This window comes from Pseudomonas sp. DC1.2 (assembly GCF_034351645.1).
GTDB lineage: Bacteria > Pseudomonadota > Gammaproteobacteria > Pseudomonadales > Pseudomonadaceae > Aquipseudomonas.
This window is the reverse complement of record NZ_CP133782.1, coordinates 1,995,157-2,013,851: the sequence shown is the minus strand read 5'-3', so window position 1 is coordinate 2,013,851 and position 18,695 is coordinate 1,995,157. Positions and strand designations below refer to the sequence as shown.

12 protein-coding genes are annotated in these 18,695 nt (G+C 58.9%); 6 read left to right on the top strand and 6 right to left on the bottom strand.

Annotated features, from left to right (window positions below):
• Positions 1 to 43: 43 nt before the first annotated feature.
• The 3 genes from zipA to RHM68_RS09145 all read right to left on the bottom strand — a co-directional run bounded on the left by zipA (position 44) and on the right by RHM68_RS09145 (position 5,303).
• Complete coding sequence (zipA, locus tag RHM68_RS09155) at positions 44 to 895, bottom strand: cell division protein ZipA (RefSeq protein ID WP_322222094.1); 852 nt, start codon at positions 893 to 895, stop codon at positions 44 to 46.
• Positions 896 to 1,152: 257 nt separating this feature from the next.
• Positions 1,153 to 4,641 carry a chromosome segregation protein SMC gene (smc, locus tag RHM68_RS09150; RefSeq protein WP_322222092.1) on the bottom strand — a complete coding sequence of 1,163 codons (3,489 nt, stop codon included), beginning with the start codon at positions 4,639 to 4,641 and terminating at the stop codon, positions 1,153 to 1,155.
• A gap of 2 nt (positions 4,642 to 4,643) precedes the next feature.
• Positions 4,644 to 5,303 (bottom strand): GntR family transcriptional regulator, encoded by a 660-nt coding sequence (locus RHM68_RS09145; RefSeq protein ID WP_322222090.1) that lies wholly within the window; start codon positions 5,301 to 5,303, stop codon positions 4,644 to 4,646.
• Positions 5,304 to 5,570: 267 nt separating this feature from the next.
• Between RHM68_RS09145 and xdhA the strand changes: the two genes are divergently transcribed.
• The 4 genes from xdhA (at position 5,571) to guaD (ending at position 11,685) form a co-directional block, all read left to right on the top strand.
• A complete protein-coding gene (gene xdhA, locus RHM68_RS09140; protein WP_322222088.1) occupies positions 5,571 to 7,025 on the top strand; it encodes a xanthine dehydrogenase small subunit in 1,455 nt (484 codons plus the stop codon).
• On the top strand, positions 7,018 to 9,420 hold the full coding sequence (gene xdhB, locus RHM68_RS09135) for a xanthine dehydrogenase molybdopterin binding subunit (RefSeq protein WP_322222086.1): 2,403 nt from the start codon (positions 7,018 to 7,020) through the stop codon (positions 9,418 to 9,420). The genes xdhA and xdhB overlap by 8 nt, the downstream gene beginning before the upstream one ends.
• 109 nt (positions 9,421 to 9,529) lie before the next feature.
• On the top strand, positions 9,530 to 10,372 hold the full coding sequence (gene xdhC, locus RHM68_RS09130) for a xanthine dehydrogenase accessory protein XdhC (RefSeq protein WP_322222084.1): 843 nt from the start codon (positions 9,530 to 9,532) through the stop codon (positions 10,370 to 10,372).
• A gap of 8 nt (positions 10,373 to 10,380) precedes the next feature.
• Positions 10,381 to 11,685 (top strand): guanine deaminase, encoded by a 1,305-nt coding sequence (gene guaD / locus RHM68_RS09125; protein WP_322222082.1) that lies wholly within the window; start codon positions 10,381 to 10,383, stop codon positions 11,683 to 11,685.
• A 109-nt stretch (positions 11,686 to 11,794) separates the two neighbouring features.
• On the opposite strand, the gene RHM68_RS09120 is transcribed toward guaD, so the two are convergent.
• On the bottom strand, positions 11,795 to 12,559 hold the full coding sequence (locus RHM68_RS09120; protein WP_054054029.1) for a GntR family transcriptional regulator: 765 nt from the start codon (positions 12,557 to 12,559) through the stop codon (positions 11,795 to 11,797).
• A gap of 258 nt (positions 12,560 to 12,817) precedes the next feature.
• On the opposite strand from RHM68_RS09120, the gene RHM68_RS09115 reads away from it, so the two are divergent.
• Complete coding sequence (locus tag RHM68_RS09115) at positions 12,818 to 14,008, top strand: benzoate/H(+) symporter BenE family transporter (RefSeq protein ID WP_322222079.1); 1,191 nt, start codon at positions 12,818 to 12,820, stop codon at positions 14,006 to 14,008.
• Positions 14,009 to 14,155: 147 nt separating this feature from the next.
• Here the strand turns inward: RHM68_RS09115 and RHM68_RS09110 are convergent, their stop codons facing one another.
• Positions 14,156 to 14,500 (bottom strand): YggL family protein, encoded by a 345-nt coding sequence (locus RHM68_RS09110; protein ID WP_007896965.1) that lies wholly within the window; start codon positions 14,498 to 14,500, stop codon positions 14,156 to 14,158.
• Between the two features lie 234 nt (positions 14,501 to 14,734).
• On the opposite strand from RHM68_RS09110, the gene dacB reads away from it, so the two are divergent.
• On the top strand, positions 14,735 to 16,195 hold the full coding sequence (gene dacB, locus RHM68_RS09105; RefSeq protein ID WP_322222077.1) for a D-alanyl-D-alanine carboxypeptidase/D-alanyl-D-alanine-endopeptidase: 1,461 nt from the start codon (positions 14,735 to 14,737) through the stop codon (positions 16,193 to 16,195).
• Positions 16,196 to 16,268: 73 nt separating this feature from the next.
• On the opposite strand, the gene RHM68_RS09100 is transcribed toward dacB, so the two are convergent.
• The gene (locus RHM68_RS09100) at positions 16,269 to 18,665 is read right to left on the bottom strand and encodes a diguanylate cyclase (RefSeq protein WP_322222076.1); all 2,397 of its coding nucleotides are present in this window, start codon (positions 18,663 to 18,665) and stop codon (positions 16,269 to 16,271) included.
• Positions 18,666 to 18,695 lie beyond the last annotated feature (30 nt).

Sequence of the window (18,695 nt, the reverse complement as noted above, 5' to 3'; positions counted from 1 at the left end):
CAGCGGGCACCCTCGCGAAAAGAGCCCGCCACAGTCATCCGCATTAACGCTTGTGAGTCAGCGCACGACGCTCGAATTCAACAATGCGCTGACGGTAGTGCTCGATCGTCTGGGCAGTCAGCACGCTTCGCTGATCATCTTTCAATTCACCGTTCAGCTCTTGGGACAACTTGCGCGCTGCCGCCACCATCACATCAAAAGCCTGCTTCGGATGACGCGGGCCTGGCAACCCCAGGAAGAAGCTCACCGCAGGCGTGCTGAAGTGGTCAATGTCATCCAGATCGAAGATACCCGGCTTCACCGCATTGGCCATGGAGAACAGGACTTCGCCGTTACCAGCCATGCTTTCGTGACGGTGAAAAATATCCATCTCACCGAAACGCAGACCGCTTTCCAGAATGTTTTGCAACAGCGCTGGCCCCTTGAAACCTGCTGCATCGCGGCAGATCACGCTGATGACCAGTACCTCTTCGGCGCGCGGCAGCTCTTTCTCGGCGACTTTGGCCGAAGACTTGCTGTCATCCGGGAAGTCGTCACGGCTGCTGAAACTTGGCCCGCCGTCCAGATCCAGGTTGAGGTTCAAGTCGCCTTGCGATGGCTCGCCATGACCGCGTTTACCGCGTTTGGAGCCTGACTCTCGCGGCTCGCGGGCGGTCATGCTCACCGACGGCAGATCGTGCTCGTCGAGTTGCGGCTCTTTATGAGCGTCCAGCACGCGTGGCGGGCCCAACAGCTCAGCGCTGGTGTCCTCGTCCGGCAGGTTGGACAGACTTCGGTCAAGACGGAACTTCAGTTTCCCCTTGCCGCCGCGCATGCGACGCCAGCCATCAAAAAGAATACCGGCAATGACAATAATGCCGATGACGATCAGCCACTCGCGCAGACCGATTTCCATGTAATCCCGTGCCTCTATAAAAAATGCTGAAAAATAAGGGGTTTACAACGTGCAAACCGCTTTAAAACGTGGCGCCAACTCTATGTTCTGACAGGCGTTTTGCCACGTATACGAAAAATTGACATTAAACTAGCACGACCCAAGGCAACATTACACCGTCTGTCACAATGGCTAGCGCGAATATGTCGATTGGCCAGCAAGTAAAGAGACCGTAAAAAAGCCTACAGCGCTTGCATGCTTAACCTACAAGCGCCGACTCAGGCCTCCACCATCGCCATCGCCTCCTCGACATCCACCGCCACCAGACGCGAGCAACCCGGTTCGTGCATCGTCACCCCCATCAATTGATCAGCCATCTCCATGGCGATTTTGTTGTGGGTGATGTAGATGAACTGCACCGTTTGCGACATCTCTTTTACAAGCCGTGCGTAACGTCCAACGTTAGCGTCATCCAATGGCGCGTCAACCTCATCGAGCATGCAGAACGGCGCCGGGTTCAACTTGAAGATGGCAAATACCAGGGCCAGAGCAGTGAGGGCTTTTTCGCCACCGGATAGCAAATGGATGGTGCTGTTCTTCTTTCCTGGCGGCCGCGCCATGATCGTTACCCCTGTATCGAGTAGATCTTCGCCCGTCAGTTCCAAATACGCGCTACCGCCACCGAAAACTTTCGGGAAAAGCGCCTGTAAACCGCTATTGATCTGATCAAAGGTATCTTTGAAGCGATTTCGGGTTTCCTTGTCGATCTTGCGGATAACGTTTTCCAGCGTGTCCAGGGCTTCCACCAAGTCGTCGTTCTGCGCATCCAGATAACGTTTACGCTCGGATTGTTGCTGGTATTCGTCGATGGCCGCCAAGTTGATCGCGCCCAGACGTTGAATCCGCGCTGCGATACGCTCAAGTTCTTCCTCGGCGTCTTTCTCATTGGCCTCGGCCACCAGTGTGGTGATCACACCGTGGAGGTCGTAGCCGTCTTCGAGCAGTTGATCCTCCAGGGTTTTGCGCCGCACCGTCAGGGCTTGCCATTCCATACGCTGTTGTTCGAGTTGGCCGCGAATCAACTGCGATTGTTGCTCTGCCTGAGTCCGGCGCTTCTCGGCGTCACGCAGTTCACGGTCGGCGTCTTCGAGGGCGATTTGCGCGGTCTTGAGCTCTTCATCGACGGTCATCCGTTTGTCGAGTAACTCTTCGAGCTTCAGGCGCAGCTCTTCCAGCGGCGCCTCGCCCTCTTCCAGATTAAGACTCAACTGTTCGCGCTTCTCGGTCAGGCGTTCGGACTGCATCTCCAGACGCTCCAGAGCCTGACGTGTCGAGTTGTGCTGAGCCTTCAGAGACCCCAGGCGTACCGCCAATTGATGCGCATGATCCTTGTGCTGACGGGCTTCCTGGCGCACCCGATCAAGGCGCTCACGAAGGCTGTCACGCTGAGCCAGCAGCAATTCGCGCTGCTCGGTATCCAGCGCCATGCTGTCGAGAGCGTCTTGCAATTGCAGACGTGCCTCGCCGATGTTTTCGTGTTCCAGTGCGCGCTGCTCGCCGAGTTCAGTCAGCTCTTCATCGAGACGGGTGCGGCGCAATGTCAGTTGTTCAGCCTTGGCTTTACCGGCGGACAACTGGGCTTTCAATTCGCCTTGCTGACGGGCTTCGTCTTGCAACAAACGGCGCAAATGCTCGCGACCGTTTTCCTGTTGACGCTGCTGCGCCCGCAGATTTTGAAGTTGGCTTTCCAGGGTTTCGACGCTGGCTTCGCGCTCTTCACGCTCGAGGCCTAACTGCTGGATTTCCTGGCCACGGGCGAGCACGCCGCTTTCAGCCTCACTGGCCCGACGCACCCGCAAAAAGTGGCGACCGACCCAGTAACCATCACGGCTGATCAGGCTCTCACCCATCGTCAATTGCCCGCGCAATGCCAAGGCTTGCTCAAGACTCTCGACCGGTTTGACGTTGCCCAGCCAAGGCGACAGATCAATCAGCGCTTCAACCTTGTCGAGCAAACTGCCCGGCACCCTTAAACCATCGCTGGCGGGGCTGAGCAAGCGCAGATCGCCTTGGGCAAACCCGGCCAAATCGAAATCGCCAAAGTCGTCCACCAGCACCGCTTGCAGGTCAGCGCCCAGCACGGTTTCCACCGCCAGTTCCCAGCCCGCTTCAACCTTCAGCCCTTCAGCCAGACGCGGACGGTCTTCCAGATGCTGCTCACGCAGCCACTCAGCGGTGCCGGTGCCCGGATCGAGCGCGGCTTGCTGCAAGGCTTCAAGGGACGCGAGTCGACCGTTGAGGCGCTGCAAATCGCCTTGGGCCTGCTGCTGATTCTGCAAGGCCAACTGCAATTCCTGACGCAATTGCTCAAGACGCTCAACCTGGGCCTCTTCACTGGCCTGCAAATCCTCGAGCGTTGCCTCAGACGCGGCCAATTGCTCGCTGAGTTCCATGATCGCCGCGTCTTCCGGGTCTGCCGAGAGCAACGCGCGCTCTTCACCTAGTCGCCGCTGCCGCTCGGCCAAGCGCTCCATGCTAGTTTCCAGTTGCTGGATACGCGACTGCTGAACCTCGGATTGACGCAGCGGCTCGGCGGCAGTCAGGTTGAACGTATCCCACTGCTCCTGCCAGCCGTGCATGGTGGCTTCGGACTCTTCCAATGCTGCAGCGGCTTCTTCTGCGGCGGCGCTGGTGACCTCCTGTTCAGGGGTGAGCATGTCCAGTTCTTCGCCAAGGGTCAGCAGCAAGGTACGGTCGAGGCCCAAGTGCGACTCGGTTTCCAGCCGCGCTCGCTCTGCTTCTTTCAGATCGTCCTGTAACTGACGCAAACGCTGCTGACCGTGCTGGATGCTTTGCTCGACCCGGGCGATGTCGCCACCGACCGAATAAAAGCGCCCCTGCACCAGATTGAAGCGTTCAGAGAGGTCATGGTGCCCGTCGCGCAAGCGCTCGATAGCCGCATCAGCATTGCGTTGCTCGGCCACCAAGGCTTCAAAGGTGATTTCCTGATTGCCGATAATCGCTTCGCGCTGACCCACCTGTTCGTTCAACGCTTGCCAGCGCAGAGCCGACAGTTGCGCCTTGAGCTGACGCTCTTCGCCCTTGTACTCCTGATACTTCTCGGCAGCTTGGGCCTGGCGGTGCAAGCGTTCAAGCTGACGCTCGAGTTCATCACGCAAGTCAGTCAGGCGAGCCAGGTTTTCATGGGTCCGACGGATGCGGTTTTCGGTCTCGCGCCGGCGCTCCTTGTACTTCGAGATCCCGGCCGCCTCTTCAATAAAGTTGCGCAGGTCTTCGGGCTTGGCTTCGATCAGTTTGGAGATCATGCCCTGCTCGATAATCGAGTAGCTGCGCGGTCCCAGGCCGGTGCCGAGGAAGATATCGGTGATGTCTCGACGGCGACATTTGGTGCCGTTGAGGAAGTAGGTGTTCTGGCTATCGCGGGTCACTTTGCGGCGAATGGAAATTTCCGCATAGGCGGCGTATTCGCCGACCAGGGTGAAGTCGGAGTTATCGAACACCAGCTCTATGCTCGCCTGACTCACCGGTTTGCGGCTGGTGGAGCCGTTGAAGATGACATCGGTCATCGACTCGCCGCGCAGGTTTTTGGCCGAGCTCTCGCCCATCACCCAGCGCACGGCATCAATGATGTTTGATTTGCCGCAACCATTGGGCCCGACCACCGCCGCCATGTTACTGGGGAAGTTGACCGTGGTCGGATCGACGAAGGATTTGAACCCCGCCAGTTTGATGCACTTGAGCCGCACGCTTAAGCCACCGTCAGGGCAGAAACCACCAGGTCGCAACTGCGCTGGGCATAGGCCGTCAGCACCACGCGTATCTGCGGCAAGTCACGGGCGAGCACGGCGGCGAGCAGGCGTTCGAACAACTCAATAAACTCGCTCATCTCGGCCTTACGCTGTTCAAGGGCAAGGAAGTAAGCGCGACTCATGGCCGGTTGAAGATTCTCGACGGTTTCCTGCAAGTACGGGTTGTCGGCGAACGGGTACGCCGCACGCATGACGTTGAAGCTGTCGTCAACGAAGGTGCGGATATCCTGACGCTCATAGCTGGCGGCCAAGCGCTGCTGAATCTGCACGAACGGCGCCATGTCGGCCTGGACTTGCCAGCCGTTGGCGACTGCATTGCCGAGCAGAATGTACAACTCGCTCATCAGCGCGCACAGGCTTTTGACCTTGTGCGCAGTGAGTTCAGTGACATGCGCACCGCGTCGCGGCAGGATTGCGATCAGGTGGCGACGCTCCAGGATCAGCAACGCCTCACGAACCGAGCCGCGACTGACATTCAGGGCCAGCGTGACTTTCTGTTCCTGGATACGCTCTCCGGGCTTCATTTCGCCACGAATGATACGTTCAGCGAGGTGGTGAGCGATTTGCTCGGCGAGGCTGTCCGGCGCCTTGAACGTCATGGTTGTCCTTCAAACTCTATCTATCTGCACAGGCGGCGCAGTGTAGCGCAATTGGTACGTCATGGCGGAGTGCCCTGCCGGCGGTTTTTGGCACGAATTAAGCAAAAAAGCAGGCAATCCCGTGAGGGTCAATACTGATGGAACCTGTTGTTGATCGACGAAACGTGATTTCCTGACCTTTAAGTCAGAAAATCATTGACCGAAAAGTCAGACCTGATAAATTCGGCTCAATCGGTTAACAACAATAATGAGTCTGCGAGGCCTTCCGTGATCCAGTTTTTACTTAACCAGGAACTCCGTAGCGAGCATGCCCTGGACCCCAACCTGACCGTGCTCAATTACCTGCGCGACCATGTGGGCAAACCCGGCACTAAAGAAGGCTGCGCCAGTGGTGACTGTGGCGCCTGCACCGCAGTGGTCGGCGAGCTGCAAGCGGATGACGATGGCCGCGAGCATATTCGCTATCGCAGCCTCAACTCCTGCCTGACGTTCGTATCATCACTGCATGGCAAACAACTGATCAGCGTCGAAGACCTCAAGCACCAAGGCCAACTGCACAGCGTGCAAAAAGCCATGGTCGAGTGCCACGGCTCGCAATGTGGCTTCTGTACACCGGGCTTTGTGATGTCGCTGTTTGCGCTGCAAAAGAACAGCGATCAGCCGGATGTCCACAAGGCTCACGAGGCGCTTGCCGGCAACCTGTGCCGTTGCACCGGCTATCGTCCGATCCTTGAAGCCGCTGAGCAATCCTGTTGCGGCAAGCAACCCGACCAGTTCGATGCTCGCGAAGCCGAGACCATCACACGCTTGAAAGCCATCGCCCCGACCGACATCGGCGAACTCAACAGCGGTGACAAGCGCTGCCTGGTGCCGCTGACCGTCGCTGACCTGGCCGACCTGTACGACGCTTATCCACAGGCGCGTCTGCTGGCCGGTGGAACGGATCTGGCGCTGGAGGTCACGCAATTCCACCGCACGCTGCCGGTGATGATTTACGTCGGTAACGTCGCCGAAATGAAGCGTATCGAGCGCTTCGACGACCGCCTGGAAATCGGTGCAGCCACCGCCCTTTCCGATTGCTACGATGCGCTAAAAACCGAGTACCCGGATTTCGGCGAACTGCTGCAACGCTTCGCCTCCTTGCAGATCCGCAATCAGGGCACCCTGGGCGGAAACATCGGCAACGCCTCGCCCATCGGTGACTCGCCGCCCTTGCTGATTGCCCTGGGCGCGCAGATCGTTCTGTGCAAAGGGCAGACCCGCCGCACCCTGGCCATCGAAGACTACTTCATCGATTACCGGGTCACCGCACGCCAGGAAAGCGAGTTCATCGAAAAGATCATCGTGCCGCGTGCCAGCGTCGAACAATTGTTCCGCGCGTACAAGGTTTCGAAGCGTCTGGACGATGACATCTCCGCTGTCTGCGCGGCGTTTAACCTGCGCATCGAAAATGGCGTGATCGCCGACGCCCGAGTGGCGTTCGGCGGCATGGCCGCGACGCCAAAACGCGCCAAGACCTGCGAAGCCGTGCTGCTCGGTGCTACGTGGAGCAACGCCACGGTGGAACGCGCCTGCGCCGCCCTGGCCGAAGATTTCACGCCACTCTCGGACTTCCGTGCCAGCAAGGAATACCGCCTGCTCAGCGCGCAGAACCTGTTGCGTAAATACTTCATCGAACTGCAAACACCGCACATCGAAACCCGGGTGACCGCTTATGTCTAATCATCACGCTGTAGAGAAGACCCAAGCCGAATTGGCCGCACTGTTTGCACAAGACCTGACCTCCGGCGTCGGTCGCAGCGTCAAACACGACAGCGCCGCCAAGCACGTGTCCGGTGAAGCGCTGTACATCGACGACCGACTGGAGTTCCCGAATCAGTTGCACGTTTATGCACGGCTTTCCGACCGCGCCCACGCCAAAATCATCAGCATCGACACCCAGCCCTGCTACGCGTTCGACGGCGTGCGCATCGCCATCACCCACAAAGACATTCCGGGCCTGAAAGACATCGGCCCGTTGCTACCGGGTGATCCGCTGCTGGCCATCGAGGATGTGCAATTCGTCGGTCAACCGGTGCTCGCCGTCGCCGCGAAAGATCTAGACACCGCGCGCAAAGCGGCCATGGCCGCGATCATCGAATACGAAGACCTCGAACCGGTGCTGGATGTGGTCGAAGCCCTGCGCAAACGCCACTTTGTTCTCGACAGCCATACGCACCAGCGCGGCGACTCGGCCGGCGCACTGGCGACTGCCGAGCATCGTATTCAAGGCACGCTGCACATTGGCGGCCAGGAACACTTCTACCTCGAAACTCAGATTTCTTCAGTAATGCCGACTGAAGACGGCGGCATGATCGTTTACTGCTCCACGCAAAACCCCACCGAAGTGCAGAAACTGGTGGCGGAAGTTTTGGACGTATCAATGAACAAAATCGTCGTCGATATGCGCCGCATGGGCGGTGGTTTCGGCGGTAAGGAAACCCAGGCTGCAAGCCCCGCTTGCCTGTGCGCGGTGATCGCACACTTGACCGGCCAGCCGACCAAGATGCGCCTGCCGCGCGTCGAAGACATGCTGATGACCGGCAAGCGCCACCCCTTCTATATTGAGTACGACGTCGGCTTCGACGGCACCGGTCGCTTGCACGGTATAGCCCTGGAACTGGCCGGTAACTGCGGCTGCTCGCCGGACCTTTCGGCGTCGATTGTCGACCGTGCGATGTTCCATGCCGACAACGCCTATTACCTGGGCGATGCAACCATCAACGGTCATCGCTGCAAGACCAACACGGCGTCGAACACCGCTTACCGGGGCTTCGGCGGCCCGCAAGGGATGGTGGCCATCGAAGAGGTGATGGACGCGATTGCTCGGCACTTGGCCCTCGATCCGCTGGCGGTGCGCAAGGCTAACTATTACGGCAAGACCGAACGCAACGTCACGCACTACCACCAGACCGTCGAGCACAACATGCTCGAAGAAATGACCGCCGAACTGGAAGAAAGTAGCCAGTACGCCGAGCGCCGCGAAGCCATTCGTCGCTACAACGCCAACAGCCCGATCCTGAAAAAAGGCCTGGCGCTGACCCCGGTGAAATTCGGTATTTCCTTCACCGCCAGCTTCCTTAATCAGGCCGGCGCCTTGATCCACATTTACACCGACGGCAGCATTCACCTGAACCATGGCGGCACGGAAATGGGCCAGGGTTTGAACGTCAAGGTCGCGCAAGTGGTGGCCGAAGTGTTCCAGGTCGAAATCGACCGCGTGCAGATCACCGCGACTAACACCGACAAAGTGCCGAACACCTCGCCGACGGCTGCATCCAGCGGTGCCGACCTGAACGGCAAAGCCGCACAAAACGCAGCTGAGATCATCAAGAAACGCCTGGTGGAATTTGCCGCGCGCCATTACAAGGTCAGCGAAGAAGACGTCGAATTCCACAACGGTCACGTGCGAGTGCGCGACCACATCTTGACCTTCGAGGCGCTGATCCAGCAGGCGTATTTCGCCCAGGTGTCACTGTCGAGCACCGGGTTCTACAAAACCCCGAAAATCTTTTACGACCGCAGCCAGGCTCGTGGTCGGCCGTTCTACTACTTTGCCTTCGGTGCCGCCTGCGCCGAGGTGATCATCGACACGCTGACAGGCGAGTACAAAATGCTGCGCACCGACATCCTTCACGACGTCGGTGCTTCGCTGAACCCGGCCATCGACATCGGCCAGGTCGAGGGCGGCTACATTCAGGGGATGGGCTGGCTGACCATGGAAGAACTGGTGTGGAACGCCAAAGGCAAACTGATGACCAGCGGCCCTGCGAGCTACAAGATCCCGGCCGTGGCCGACATGCCGTTGGATTTGCGGGTAAAACTGGTGGAAAACCGCAAGAACCCGGAAGACACGGTGTTTCACTCCAAAGCCGTCGGCGAGCCGCCGTTCATGCTTGGCATCGCTGCGTGGTGCGCCATCAAGGATGCCGTGGCAAGCCTGGGAGGCTATAAACATCAACCGAACATCGACGCCCCAGCCACACCGGAGCGGGTGTTGTGGGGGTGCGAACAGATGCGCCAGTTGATACTGGCGAAGGCTGTCGAAGCAGAGCCGGCGGAGTTGGCTTCGCTTTAAGACCACGGTGCGGCCAATCGCGAGCAAGCTCCCACAGGGAAATGCGATCCAGTGTGGGAGCTTGCTCGCGCTGGCGGACGGAACGACAACACAGATGTCGAGGTGAACCATGTACAACTGGATCAGCGCCCTTGCCGACCTACAAACCCAGGGCGAACCCTGTGTGTTGGTGACCATCATCGAAGAGTTGGGCTCGACGCCACGCAATGCCGGCTCGAAGATGGTCATCAGTGCGACCCAGGCCTTCGACACCATCGGTGGCGGACATCTGGAATACAAGGCCATGCAGATCGCCCGCGAGATGCTTGTCAGCGGCAAGCAAGACACGCACCTGGAGCGCTTCAGCCTCGGCGCCAGCCTCGGCCAGTGCTGTGGTGGCGCAACGGTGCTGCTGTTCGAGCCGATGGGCCAGGTCCAGGCGCAGATCGTCGTGTTCGGTGCCGGCCATGTCGGCCGCGCGCTGGTGCCGCTGCTCGCCAGCCTGCCCTGTCGGGTGCGCTGGATTGACTCGCGAGAAACAGAATTCCCGGCGCTGATCCCCCGCGGTGTGCGCAAAATCGTCACCGAAGAACCGGTGGACGAAATTGCCGACTTGCCGACAGGCAGCTACTGCATCGTCATGACTCACAATCATCAACTGGACCTCGAACTTACCGCCGCGATCCTCAAGCGCAACGACTTCGCCTACTTCGGCCTGATCGGTTCGAAGACCAAACGGGTCAAGTTCGAACACCGCCTGCGTGAACGTGGTTTCGACAACAGCGCCCTGCAACGCATGCGTTGCCCGATGGGCATCAACGAAGTCAAAGGCAAGTTGCCGGTGGAGATCGCGATCTCTATCGCCGGCGAAATCATTGCTACCTACAACGCGAATTTCGGCCAGCAGACTGCCAGCGCCGAACCGATTGCCAAACTGCTGCCTGTGTCACGCCGCAGCCAAGCCATAAACTGAGAGCCACCATGCCTTTGACTCGCAAAGCCTACCGCGCCGCCATCCTGCACAGCATCGCCGACCCCGCGGAAGTGGGGATTGAAGCTTCGTATGAGTATTTCGAGGACGGCCTGCTGGTGGTCGAGAACGGCCAGATCAGTGCCGTCGGCCATGCCGCCGATTTACTCGCGAGCCTGCCTGCTGACATCCAGGTCACCCATTATCAGGATGCACTGATCACCCCTGGCCTGATCGACACCCACATTCATTTGCCGCAAACCGGGATGGTCGGTGCTTACGGCGAGCAACTGCTCGACTGGCTGAACACCTATACCTTCCCGTGCGAAAGCCAATTCGCCGACAAGGCTCATGCCGACGAAGTGGCCGACATTTTCATCAAGGAATTACTGCGTAACGGAACCACCACGGCCTTGGTGTTTGGCAGCGTGCATCCGCAATCGGTGAACTCGTTTTTCGAAGCGGCCCAACAACTGGACCTGCGGATGATCGCCGGCAAAGTGATGATGGACCGCAACGCACCGGACTACCTGACCGACACCGCTGAATCGAGCTACACACAAAGCAAGACGCTGATCGAGCGCTGGCATGGCAAAGGCCGGTTGCACTACGCGGTGACGCCACGCTTTGCGCCGACCAGCACCCCAGAACAACTGACCCTGGCCGGCCAGTTGCTTGGTGAATACCCTGACCTGTACCTGCAGACCCACATCAGCGAAAACCTTAAGGAGGTCGAGTGGGTCAAAGAGCTGTTCCCGGAGCGCAAGGGTTATCTGGACGTCTACGACCACTATCAACTGCTGGGCGAACGCTCGGTGTTTGCCCACGGCGTACACCTGTGCGATGAGGAGTGCGCGCGACTGGCAGAAACCGGCTCGGCCATCGCCTTCTGCCCGACCTCGAACTTCTTCCTGGGCAGCGGCCTGTTCAACCTGCCGATGGCGGAGAAGCACAAACTTAACGTTGGCTTGGGGACGGATGTGGGGGGCGGCACCAGTTTTTCGCTGCTGCAAACGCTCAACGAAGCCTACAAAGTCATGCAGATGCAAGGTGCTCGGCTGAGCCCGTTCAAGTCGCTGTACCTGGCGACACTCGGCGGCGCGCGGGCGCTGCGCCTGGAAGACAAAATCGGCACCCTGCTGCCAGGCACCGACGCCGATTTCCTGGTGCTGGACTACAACGCCACGCCCCTGCTCAGCTATCGCTTGAAACAGGCCAACAACATTGCCGAGACGTTGTTTGTATTGATGACGCTGGGCGATGACCGGACTGTTTTGCAGACGTATGCAGCAGGCAACCAGGTGCATCAGCGCTAGGGTAGCGCAGGCATAAAAAATCCCCCGTCGCTTTACCGCCCGGGGGATTTTTATTGCCAGTCAGATCGCTTTCGCGAGCAGACTCACATAGGCCGCGACTCGCCCTGACTTATAACTTCGCGGTTGAGCGCCCTGGCTTCTTGGTTTGCAGCAAATGCGAGAACACCGCATGCAAATCATCCGACGCACTTTCTTCGTCGAGGTTGAGCTTGCTGTCGATGTGATCCATGTGGTGCATCATCAAATCCACCGCCAGCTCACCGTTGCGGGCTTCGATCGCATCGATCAATTGGGTGTGCTCATCATAGGAACAGTGCGAGCGATTGCCGCTTTCGTACTGGGCAATGATCAACGAAGTCTGGGACACGAGGCTGCGCTGGAAACTGATCAGCGGCGCATTTTTCGCCGCTTCGGCCAGTTTTAGGTGGAATTCGCCAGAGAGCCGAATGCCGGCACCGCGATCGCCACGGGAGAAGCTGTCGCGCTCGTCATTGACCATCTGTCGCAGTTCGGCGATCTGCTCGGCAGTGGCGTGTTGCACCGCCAACTCAGTGATCGCACGCTCCACCAGACGTCGCGCCAGGAACACCTGACGAGCTTCTTCGACGCTCGGGCTGGCAACGACGGCGCCACGGTTTGGTCGCAGCAAGACCACGCCTTCATGGGCCAGACGCGAGAGTGCGCGGCGAATGATGGTGCGGCTGACCCCGAAAATTTCCCCTAGCGCCTCTTCGCTCAACTTGGTGCCGGGCGCCAGGCGCTGTTCGAGGATAGCCTCGAAGATATGCGCATAGACAATATCGTCCTGGGTGCCGCTGCGGCCAGCTTTGCCTGCTCGCGGTTGTTTCTTGAGGGGTTGCAACTGTTCGTTCATGGGCACTCGAGTCGGGAGAACTGCGGCGAATTGACGGTGACTGTAATACGGCACAGTGGGTCGCTGGCAAGTATCGCGTAAAAAACACAGCGATTGTACACAATGGATGGTGGCAACACGACTGTACGGCTGTTTGTGGCCTCGGCTGTATTGCAACGCTCCGTTACGTTTGAGTTTAGGCTTGATAAAGAAATTTGTGGATTGGCCATGCGGCTCTCAGGTGACTGATTGCTTTTAACAACAAGGAACCCCGCTGTCATGAACGACGCCACGCACACGCAACTCCGCCCTCTGGCTGATACATCGCCGTCAGCTGTCGTTGCCGGTTTCATTGCCATGATGACCGGCTACACCAGCTCCCTGGTGCTGATGTTCCAGGCTGGACAAGCGGCGGGGCTGAGCAGCGGGCAGATTTCGTCGTGGATCTGGGCGATCTCGATTGGCATGGCGGTGTGTTCCATCGGCCTGTCCCTGCGTTATCGGACACCGATTACCATTGCTTGGTCTACCCCCGGCGCAGCGCTGCTGATCACCAGCCTGGGCGGGGTAAGTTACGGCGAAGCCATCGGCGCCTACATCACCTGTGCGGTGCTGGTGACTATTTGCGGCATGACCGGCAGTTTCGAAAGACTAATGAAAAAAATTCCGGCCTCGCTGGCGGCGGCCCTACTGGCGGGGATTCTGTTCAAAATCGGTAGCGAGATTTTCGTCGCAGCGCAGCATCGCACGGCGCTGGTGCTGGGCATGTTTTTCACCTATCTGGTGGTCAAGCGCCTGTCGCCCCGCTATGCGGTGCTTGCCGCGTTGTTGATCGGCACGCTGCTGTCAGGGTTCATGGGCTTACTGGACTTCAGCGGTTTCCACCTGGAAGTGGCGACGCCGGTCTGGACCACCCCGCACTTCTCGCTGGCCGCAACCATCAGTATTGGCATTCCCCTGTTCGTGGTGGCGATGACCTCACAAAACATGCCGGGCATCGCCGTGTTGCGCGCCGACGGCTACACCGTCCCGGCGTCACCACTGATCACCACGACCGGCATCGCCTCGTTACTGCTGGCACCGTTCGGCTCCCACGGAATCAACCTGGCCGCCATCAGCGCAGCCATCTGCACCGGGCCGCACGCCCATGAAGATCGCAACAAGCGCTACACGGCAGCGGTCTGGTGCGGGATTTTCTACGGGATTGCCGGGGTCTTCGGCGCCACGCTGGCAGCCTTGTTTGCCGCGTTGCCCAAAGAACTGGTGCTGTCCATTGCGGCGCTGGCGCTGTTCGGCTCGATCATCAATGGCCTGAGCATTGCCATGACGGAGGTGAAGGAACGGGAAGCGGCGCTGATCACCTTTATGGTCACCGCGTCAGGACTGACGCTGTTCTCTATCGGTTCAGCGTTCTGGGGGATTGTGGCCGGGGTGTTGACCTCGCTGATCCTCAATTGGCGCAAGGTTTGAACGCAGGAGCGCTAACTCGCGATGACGATCTGACAGGCGCGAATATTCCCGGGATACAGCCCCAAGGCATTCTATAAAAGGGAAACAATCGAAACGCTGCGTAAGAACAGCAAACCGACGACCCGAACGGGTCGCCGGTTCAGAACATCAGGCTACCGGATTGATCGGCTTTTCCGGGTACCAGACGTCGATCAGCGGGCTGACGGTCGCTTCAGTCAGTTCGCTGCGGCCTTTGAGCCAGGCTTCAACAGCAGCGCGCTGCTCTTCGGAAACCGAGCCACGCTTCTGCAGGCAAACCAGACCGAAGTCGTCGCCGCCAACATAACCCAGACCGTTGGCTTCCATTGCTTCTTTCAGGAACGCGTCGAGGAAAGCATCAATGGCCTCATCGGCCAAATCTTCTTTGAAATCCAGGTTCAGTTCGAAACCCAGCTCTTGGAATTCATCGACGCACAGTTTTTTGCGCAGACGCTGGGAACGGTTAGTCGCCATTGGAACAATCCTCATAAGTAATAACGGGCGGCACTTTAGCAGTTTAAGGCGCCAATTGCCCGTCTCTCTGGGCACTGCGTCCCGCCACGGGTAAAAAAATAGCGGATTAGAGGGCCTGGGCACGGCACAAGCAACGGCACCTTGGGGCATAATGCCGACACTTTCATGACCACTGAGGGATTTTATCGCCATGCCCTCATCTTTTTTCCCCTCGACTGTAGGGTTCTACTTCATATGATCAAATCTTTGCGTCCATTGTTGCTGGCCACTCTTTTTCTACCTCTGGCCCTCCCTGTCTCCGCTGCGTCAATCAACACCGCGCTGACGCCCAATGTCGAAAAGGCCCTCAGGGCCAGCAAATTGCAGGACAACGCCCTGTCCCTGGTGATGGTTCCACTCAACGGCCCCGGCATCCCGACCATCTTCAACGCTGACGTTTCGGTCAACCCCGCCTCCACCATGAAACTGGTCACCACTTACGCGGCCCTGGAAATGCTCGGCCCAAACCACCAGTGGAAAACCGAGTTCTACACCGACGGCACGCTGAGCGGCGGGATCCTCAACGGCAACCTCTACCTCAAGGGTGGCGGTGACCCAAAACTGAACATGGAAAAACTCTGGCTGCTGATGCGCGATCTGCGGGCCAATGGCGTTACGCAAGTCACCGGCGACCTGGTGCTGGACCGCAGTTTCTTCATCCAGCCGCAATTGCCCGAGTTCAACGACGACGGCAACGATGAGAACAAACCGTTCCTGGTCAAGCCCGACTCACTGATGGTCAACCTCAAGGCGTTGCGTTTTGTGGCGCGCAACGATTCGGGCAGGGTGCTGATCTCGGTGGAGCCACCGATTGCCAGCATCCGCATAGAGAATCAGGTCAAAGCAGTCAACACCAAGCAGTGTGCGGGTGACGTGCGTTACAGCCCGGTGATCCAGGCTGATGGCAGCGTCACCGTGACCGTTGGCGGACAGTTGGGCGACGGTTGCAGCTCTCAGACATATCTTTCATTGCTCGACCACGCCACCTACACCGCCGGTGCCGTGCGCGCGATCTGGAAAGAGCTGGGTGGCAGCATTCAGGGCAAGGATCGTCAAGCAGCGACCCCAAAAGACGCCAAGGTCCTGGCTCGGGCGTTCTCGCCGGATCTGGCGGAAATCATTCGTGACATCAATAAATACAGTAACAACACCATGGCTCAACAGCTGTTCTTGAGCCTGGGCCAGAAGTACCGCAACGAGGCCGACGGTGACGATGCCAAGGCCGCCCAGCGGGTGGTGCGTCAGTGGCTGGCGAAGAAAGGTATTACCGCGCCGCACCTGGTCATGGAGAACGGTTCCGGCCTGTCACGTGCCGAACGTGTCAGCGCTCGGGAAATGGCGGCGATGCTGCAAGCCGCCTGGCGCAGCCCATACGCCGCCGAGTACATCAGCTCGCTGCCGATCGCTGGCACCGATGGCACTATGCGTAAACGCCTGAAGCGCACGGCCATGGCGGGTGAAGCCCACGTCAAGACCGGCACGCTGAACACCGTGCGCGCCATCGCCGGCTTCAGCCGCGATATCAATGGCAACACGTGGGTGGTGGTCGCGATCCTCAACGACAAGGCGCCGTTCGGCGCGTCTTCGATACTGGACCAGGTGCTGCTGGATCTGTATCGCCAGCCAAAACTGCCGGCCACGCCTTCGGTGCTGTAATCAACCTGTAAGTGCCACACATCCCTGTGTCAGCGCATGTACTGGCGCTCACAGGGATTGCCCGCAGACTGACTCAGCTCAACTGCCCTTCAACCCGATCCCGTCCCGCTTGCTTTGCCGCATACACCCCGGAGTCGGCCCGCAGCAGTAGCGCATCCGCACCTTCGCCCATACGCCAACTGGCAATTCCGAAACTCGCGGTGACCGTGCCGACGCTATCGATAGGCGAACTGCGCAATCCCTGCCACAACTCCTGCGCCAGCCCGAAAGCCTGTTCGCCGGAGATATCCGGGCATAGCACCATGAACTCCTCGCCCCCCAGACGGCAAAACACGTCACTGCGCCGCAAGCGATGACCGATACGCTCACACACAGCCTGCAACACTCGATCCCCCACCGCGTGCCCATGCTGGTCGTTGATGCGTTTGAAGTGATCGATGTCGAGCATGATCACCGACAACTCCCCTCCTCCACGCTCTACACGGGCCATCTCAGCGGTCAACCGCTCTTGAAAGTAGCGACGGTTATGGATACCGGTCAGGGAGTCTGTTACTGAAAGTGCCCGCAGCTCTTCTTCCACCCGTTTCAGGTCGGTGATATCGCTGATATAGCCATGCCAAAGCACACCGCCACCCGGCTGCTCTTCGGGCGTTGCCTCACCGAGAACCCAGCGCAACCCTCTCTCTGGCAGTTGCACGCGATACTCCTCACGCCAAGGACGAAGGCTCTCAGCCGACGCACGGATCGAGGTGCGGACACGATCCGAATCCTCAGGATGAATCCGGGTAAAAATTGCCTCGGCGTTAAGCAGCAAGACGTCCGGCTCGATTTCATAAATCTCGCGAATACCGTCGCTGACATAACTCACACTGAACCGCCCATCGAACTCCGACTTGAATTGGTAGATGCCGCCAGGCACATGAGCGCTGAGCTTCTTCAGCAAAAGATCACGCGCCGCCAAGGCCTCATGGACGCGTTTGCGCTCAGTAATGTCGATGCAGATCGCCAAGTGACCGACCCATAAGCCTTGTTCATCAAGCACCGGGGTCGCGAGCATATCCACCGTTAAATGGCTGCCATTGAAGCGCACCAGCGTCCACTCACGCGCTTCGTGACCGCCCTCCTCTCCGCCCTCGACCAACATCGCCTGAGCAGTCGGAATCGTCTTGCCATACCGCGCGCTCAACTCTGCCGCGCGCGCTTCGAGTTCCCGAGGCAAATGCAGGTGTTCCAGCGTCATGTGCCCCACGGCCTCGGCGCTGGAGTAGCCGAGCATGTACTCGGCACCGGCGTTGAAGGTGCTGATGATGCCGCGCAAATCAGTGGCAATTATCGCCACCTGAGTGGCGGCATTGAGGACGCCGCGTAATTGCCCATGAGTGCCGCGTAACGCCTGCTCGCTGGCGCGCAGCTCTTTTGTGCGCTGCTCCACCAGCTTCAACGCCCGCTGACGTTGACTCACCAGCACATACAGCAGCGCACTGAGCATCACGCTGAGCAAACTGCCGAGCACTACCAGGCTGCTCACCGAGGAATGGTTGGCCTGCAAAAAAGCTTCGCTGGGAAAAATGTCGACTTGATAGTCGCGGTTGGCCAGCCTTAGCAGCCGGGTCGCAGCCAAATCACTATTGGCAGGCGCATTGGGTGATTCATAGAGCACTTCATGCTGGTCCCCGGTGGACAAATCGAGAATGCGCACCGAAAGGTAATCATGGTCCGCCTCCGGCAACCCGTCGGCCAACAACTGGCGCATGCTGATCACCGCCATGACATAACCGTAGGGTTTCGTCGGGGCGCCCGGACTGTTACGCAACACCACCGGGGCAACCAACAACACGCCACGCGCATAGTCCGGCTCGATGCCGACCAGACGCATGGGTTGCGACACTGCCATGCCGGCCAACTCGTCCGCCCGCTCCAGGGTGGCCCGACGCAGTGGCTGCGCCAGCAAGTTGTAGCCCAACGGCGAAGCCAGCCGGCTGAGCGTCTGACTGTAAAGCACCACCACATAATCGTCGCGCTCGCCGGCCAGTTGAAACTGCCCTGAAGCGTCGAGTTCACGAACAGTAAAATCACTCACGCCAGATTCACGCACCTCACGCTCAAAACCAGACCGCTCGACCCGCGTGATTCGCCGCGCGAACGAATACGCCTGAGTCCGGCGCAACAGCGGTTGGGCGTAACCCTTGAACTCTTCGCGGGTAACCGTCTCGGAATTGACGAAAAAGCGGCGCAGCCCGTCGAGACGCTGCTCTTGATCGTCAAAACGCTCTTCGATACGGCTGTAACGCTCACTGACCAGCAGTTGAAAGCGTTGCCGCAATTGATGGTGAAACAAATCGAGGGTTGCCCAGGCCAACAATCCCGTCAGCACTCCCCCAACGAGCAACGCCAACAACGCGACCAGCCAGGCCGAAACGTCTTCACTGATAAAGCCCAGGATCTTCGGGCGCACGGCGTGCAACGACATAAACGCGACTCAAAACGCCAAGTGCCGGAA

Bases quoted from the DNA above. Each gene is read 5' to 3' on its own strand.
- xdhC (WP_322222084.1), top strand. From the start codon at position 9,530: ATGTACAACTGGATCAGCGCCCTTGCCGACCTACAAACCCAGGGCGAA.
- RHM68_RS09100 (WP_322222076.1), bottom strand. From the start codon at position 18,665: ATGTCGTTGCACGCCGTGCGCCCGAAGATCCTGGGCTTTATCAGTGAA.
- guaD (WP_322222082.1), top strand. From the start codon at position 10,381: ATGCCTTTGACTCGCAAAGCCTACCGCGCCGCCATCCTGCACAGCATC.
- RHM68_RS09120 (WP_054054029.1), bottom strand. From the start codon at position 12,559: ATGAACGAACAGTTGCAACCCCTCAAGAAACAACCGCGAGCAGGCAAA.
- RHM68_RS09115 (WP_322222079.1), top strand. From the start codon at position 12,818: ATGAACGACGCCACGCACACGCAACTCCGCCCTCTGGCTGATACATCG.
- xdhB (WP_322222086.1), top strand. From the start codon at position 7,018: ATGTCTAATCATCACGCTGTAGAGAAGACCCAAGCCGAATTGGCCGCA.
- zipA (WP_322222094.1), bottom strand. From the start codon at position 895: ATGGAAATCGGTCTGCGCGAGTGGCTGATCGTCATCGGCATTATTGTC.
- dacB (WP_322222077.1), top strand. From the start codon at position 14,735: ATGATCAAATCTTTGCGTCCATTGTTGCTGGCCACTCTTTTTCTACCT.
- RHM68_RS09145 (WP_322222090.1), bottom strand. From the start codon at position 5,303: ATGACGTTCAAGGCGCCGGACAGCCTCGCCGAGCAAATCGCTCACCAC.
- RHM68_RS09110 (WP_007896965.1), bottom strand. From the start codon at position 14,500: ATGGCGACTAACCGTTCCCAGCGTCTGCGCAAAAAACTGTGCGTCGAT.